2 protein-coding genes and 1 pseudogene are annotated in these 2,640 nt (G+C 71.7%); all 3 read left to right on the forward strand.

Features of this window, described 5'->3' with window-relative positions; all coding sequences use genetic code 11:
- Nucleotides 1-68: 68 nt before the first annotated feature.
- Nucleotides 69-1,052, forward strand: a pseudogene (locus tag NS354_RS12910) (aldehyde dehydrogenase family protein); the annotation flags it as partial.
- A 41-nt stretch (nucleotides 1,053-1,093) separates the two neighbouring features.
- Nucleotides 1,094-1,885 (forward strand): 3-oxoacyl-ACP reductase, encoded by a 792-nt coding sequence (locus NS354_RS12915; RefSeq protein WP_058594828.1) that lies wholly within the window; start codon nucleotides 1,094-1,096, stop codon nucleotides 1,883-1,885.
- Between the two features lie 10 nt (nucleotides 1,886-1,895).
- Nucleotides 1,896-2,640 (forward strand): FadR/GntR family transcriptional regulator (locus NS354_RS12920; RefSeq protein WP_058594829.1); only part of this gene is annotated, 745 nt, incomplete at its 3' end.

Here is a 2,640-nt window from a genome sequence, read left to right on the forward strand (position 1 = left end):
TTTGGTGGCGGTCCCCCTGGGCTGTCCGTAGGCAGTTCGAGGCGACATTGAGATGTGCATAACCGACGGTCATCACCCCGTGGAACTTCCCGATGACGATCGCCTCGTGGGGGTTCGCGCCCGCGCTCGCGGCCGGGAACGCGGTGGTGCTCAAGCCCGCCGAGTGGACGCCGCTCACCAGCCTGCGCCTCGGCGAGCTCGCGCTCGAAGCGGGCCTCCCCGAGGGCCTCTTCCAGGTGCTCGCCGGCCGCGGCTCCGTCGTCGGCGAGCGCTTCGTGACGAACCCCGCGGTGCGCAAGGTCGTCTTCACGGGCTCCACCGAGGTCGGCAAGCGCATCATGGCCGGCTGCGCCGATCAGGTGAAGCGCGTGACGCTCGAACTCGGCGGCAAGAGCGCGAACATCGTGTTCGCCGATGCCGACATCGAACGCGCCGCGGCCACGGCGCCGTACTCCGTCTTCGACAACGCCGGCCAGGACTGCTGCGCGCGCAGCCGCCTCCTCGTGCAGCGCAGCGTCTACGACCGGTTCATGGAGCACTTCGAGCGGGCCGTGCAGGGCGTGCAGGTCGGCGATCCCGCGCTCGAGACGACCGAGGTCGGGCCGCTCGTCACCGAGCAGCACCGCGAGAGCGTCGCCGCCTTCCTCACCGACGACGTCCCGGTCGCCTTCCGCGGCTCGGCTCCCGACGGCCCGGGCGCGTGGTTCGCTCCGACCGTCGTCACCCCCGAGCGCGGCGCCCGCATCGCCACCGAAGAGGTGTTCGGCCCGGTCGTGTCGGTGCTGCCCTTCGACGACGAAGCCGATGCGGTGCAGCTCGCGAACGACTCGGAGTACGGCCTGAGCGGGTCGATCTGGACGTCGGACCTCGGGCGCGGCATCCGCGTGGCACGCGGCGTCGAGGGCGGCAACCTCTCCGTCAACTCGCACTCGTCGGTGCGGTACGCGACCCCGTTCGGCGGCTTCAAGCAGTCGGGGCTCGGGCGGGAGCTCGGGCCCGACGCCGCCGAGCACTTCACCGAGACCAAGAACGTGTTCTTCGCGAGCGAGTGACCGCCGCACCCCCCGAACCCCCGACCTCGAAGGAACCCCTCATGAGCGACATCACCCCCATCGACCTGACGCAGCGCCTCGCCGGCAAGGTCGCCGTCATCACCGGCGGCGCGAGCGGCATCGGCCTCGCGACCGCGAAGCGCATGCGCGCCGAGGGCGCCCGCATCGTCATCGGCGACCTCGACGCGACGAGCGGCGAAGCGGCCGCAGCCTCGGTCGACGGCATCTTCGTGCGCGTCGACGTGACCGACGAGGCGCAGGTGAACGAACTGTTCGACACGGCGGCGCGCGAATACGGCTCCGTCGACATCGCCTTCAACAACGCCGGCATCTCCCCCGACGACGACGACTCGATCGAGGTGACCGAGCTGCCCGCATGGGAGAAGGTGCAGAACGTGAACCTCAAGAGCGTCTACCTGTGCTCGCGGGCGGCGCTCCGCCACATGACGCAGCAGGGATCCGGCTCCATCATCAACACGGCCTCGTTCGTCGCCGTCATGGGCTCGGCCACGTCGCAGATCTCGTACACCGCGTCGAAGGGCGGCGTGCTCGCCATGACGCGCGAGCTCGGGGTGCAGTTCGCCCGCCAGGGCATCCGAGTGAATGCGCTCTGCCCCGGGCCCGTGAACACGCCGCTGCTGCAGGAGCTGTTCGCGAAGGATCCGGAGCGCGCCGCCCGCCGACTCGTGCACGTGCCCGTCGGTCGCTTCGCCCGGCCCGAGGAGCTCGCCGCCTCCGTCGCGTTCCTCGCCAGCGACGACGCGTCGTTCATCACCGCGTCGACCTTCCTCGTCGACGGCGGGCTGACCAGCGCCTACACGACGCCGCTCTGAACGGCGCGATGTGACCGGGGCGACGGAGGGGATCGAGCTGCTCATCCGAGCGGCTCGTCCGACGAACGCCTACGAGGAGACGATGCAGCGGCTGCTCCAGTCCATTCGGCTGGGGATGATCGGGCCCGGTGAGCGGCTGCCGGCGGAGCGGGATCTCGCCACCATGCTGAAGGTGAGCCGCGACACCGTGCGCGAGGCGCTCGCGACGCTTGCCGAGGCCGGGTACGTCGTCTCCCGGCGCGGGCGCTACGGGGGCACCTTCGTCGCCGAGCGGATTCCGCACGACGCCGCGCTGGGGAGCGCCGGGGCCGCGCCGGGCGCCGCGGAGGTGGAGGACGTCACGACGCTGCGCCGCGTGCTGGAGGTCGGGGCGGCGCGGGAGGCCGCGGGGCGCGAACTCACCGCGGAGGAGCGCGCCGCGCTCGCGCGCGCGCTCGACGAGTGCTCGGGATCCGCCGTAGGCGACCACCGGCGGCTCGACTCGCGGCTGCACCTGCTGATCGCCGAGCTCTCGGGGTCGCCGAGCCTCGTCCCCCTGGTCGCGAATCTCCGCACCCGCGTCAATGCGCTGCTCGAGGAGATCCCCGTGCTGCAACCCAATATCGCGCACTCGAACGACCAGCACGAGGCGATCGTCGCGGCGATCCTCGCCGGAAGACCCGCGGCGGCGGCGGAGGCGATGCTCGAGCACGTCGAGGGATCCTCCGCGCTGCTGCGGGGCTTCCTGTCGCCCGACGCCGCCGCGGGTCTTCCGG

This window comes from Leucobacter chromiiresistens (genome assembly GCF_001477055.1).
GTDB lineage: Bacteria > Actinomycetota > Actinomycetes > Actinomycetales > Microbacteriaceae > Leucobacter > Leucobacter chromiiresistens_A.